The 1725-nt window shown below is 42.3% G+C and carries 3 protein-coding genes; 2 read left to right on the top strand and 1 reads right to left on the bottom strand.

The features are described from left to right. The coding region (locus A3761_RS24465; protein ID WP_197473243.1) for a universal stress protein at window positions 1-424 on the top strand (424 nt) is incomplete at its 5' end. 37 nt (window positions 425-461) lie between these two features. After that, window positions 462-896, top strand: a complete 435-nt coding sequence (locus A3761_RS24460; protein WP_068515468.1) for a phosphate-starvation-inducible PsiE family protein — start codon at window positions 462-464, stop codon at window positions 894-896. Between the two features lie 193 nt (window positions 897-1089). On the opposite strand, the gene A3761_RS24455 is transcribed toward A3761_RS24460, so the two are convergent. Beyond that, a complete protein-coding gene (locus tag A3761_RS24455; RefSeq protein WP_068553808.1) occupies window positions 1090-1458 on the bottom strand; it encodes a hypothetical protein in 369 nt (122 codons plus the stop codon). Window positions 1459-1725: the final 267 nt, after the last annotated feature.

The following is a 1725-nucleotide window of genomic DNA, read 5'->3' as shown; positions in this document are numbered from 1 at the left end:
GAATCAGCAGATACTTGATGCAGCTTTGAGNCTGGCGGAGTTATATCGCGCAGAGCTGCATATTGTTCATATCTGGCACCTTGCGGGTGAAGGGTATCTTAGTACTTGGGGGCGGCGCAGTGACTTCGAGGTCGGAGCTATGGCAAGAGAAGAAAAGCACTCTAGGAAAGAGAGAGTTGACGCCCTAACGGGGCATGCTAAGCGGCGTATTCGAGAGATACATTTAGTTGAGGGGCAGCCCAAGAATGAAATACCCAAATTCGTCGATGATCAGTCAATTGATATCTTGGTGATGGGGACTGTGTGCCGTTCAAATGTTGCTGGCATGATCATAGGCAATACCGCAGAGTCTATTTTGGGTAAGGTCAATTGCTCAGTGCTGACTTTGAAGCCAGAAGGGTTTGAGTCTCCTGTTGTTAAATAGTGAGTGATTCAATACCTTATTAGATAGGACACTTAAGATGAAAAATGACACTGAAAGTATTTTGATTTCTCGTATTTATGTCTTGGTTCGGTACTGCGTCCGGTTACTCTCAATATTGATGGCTGTCGTTATTGTGATGGGCGTTATTGATGTTGGCTGGACACTGTATCAAAAGCTCATAACACCGCCGCTGTTTATACTCACTATCTCTGATATGTTGGCAACGTTTGGGGCGTTCATGGCAGTCTTGATTGCCATTGAGATCCTTATCAATATTACCGTCTATCTACGTGATGATGTGATTCATGTAAAGATTGTGATGGCTACTGCCCTAATGGCGGTAGCGCGAAAGGTGATTATTCTGGATTACAAAGAGGTTCAACCAGAGTATGTTTATGCCACCGCAGTACTAGTCTTCGCGATGAGTGTGGGATACTGGGTAGTTCATAAACTACCTGAAAAATCACAGTAGATCATTGACTCTAACTATCCTGAGCGGAGGGGTAAATTCGTATAGTTATTTTGTGACCTGATTTTTAAAGGTGTTTTCGCGGAGAGAGGATACGGTGTCTTGATTAAAGGTTTTGTTGCAGCGTCAAAAGCAGACTGCGTCAGCGATTCACCCAGTCAGGGTTGATCGATCTGCAGCCTGTTGTTGCTAGAGGTTAAACAACCAGTTTGGCTTCATTGGCCTCTTCAGTAACGTCGAGCAAGGGAGTAGCTCTGCGAACTCGATTATGTTTTTTGAGCTTACGAAACAAGGTCTGGTTTACTTTTTGTAATGCATCTACAAATGCTTTCTCTGTGCTGTCTCGTTTAGTAGTAATAAGAATCGACGGGAGCCCGAACAGTGTAACCTTAACTTTGCATTGTTTATCAACGCCGCCTTTTGGGCCATTCACATCTTCTAGGTTAACGTTGATTCGTTGAATAGACCCTGCAGCCTTTCGATACATTCGTCCTAATCTTCGCTCAAGGTCGAATCTAACGCCAGGGCTAATAAAAGCTGTTCGTGTGTTGACTGAGATGTTCATATTACTCTCCTATAAGCTTGAATAGATGCCTACCAAAATCGGTATGACCATATATGCACGATCTATTTTGAATAAAATTGGTGATATAAAAAGCAGATAAAAATTTACTGGATGCTCGTTAAAAACATACTATTTGAAATTCAGATATTTTTTATAGGTCATAGATCCCAGCATCTTGTGGTTGACGGAAAGGTTGAAGTAGATATTTGCTGGTATATTGGTGCTCATGGTAAGTATTTCTCACCTATACTGTTTAAGGGAAATACT

This window comes from Oleiphilus sp. HI0123, assembly GCF_001635315.1.
This window is presented reverse-complemented; position numbering and strand designations above follow the sequence as displayed.

What these genes read in the sequence shown, in the direction of transcription:
- A3761_RS24460 (WP_068515468.1), top strand. Translation starts at nt 462, where the DNA reads ATGAAAAATGACACTGAAAGTATTTTGATTTCTCGTATTTATGTCTTG.
- A3761_RS24455 (WP_068553808.1), bottom strand. Translation starts at nt 1,458, where the DNA reads ATGAACATCTCAGTCAACACACGAACAGCTTTTATTAGCCCTGGCGTT.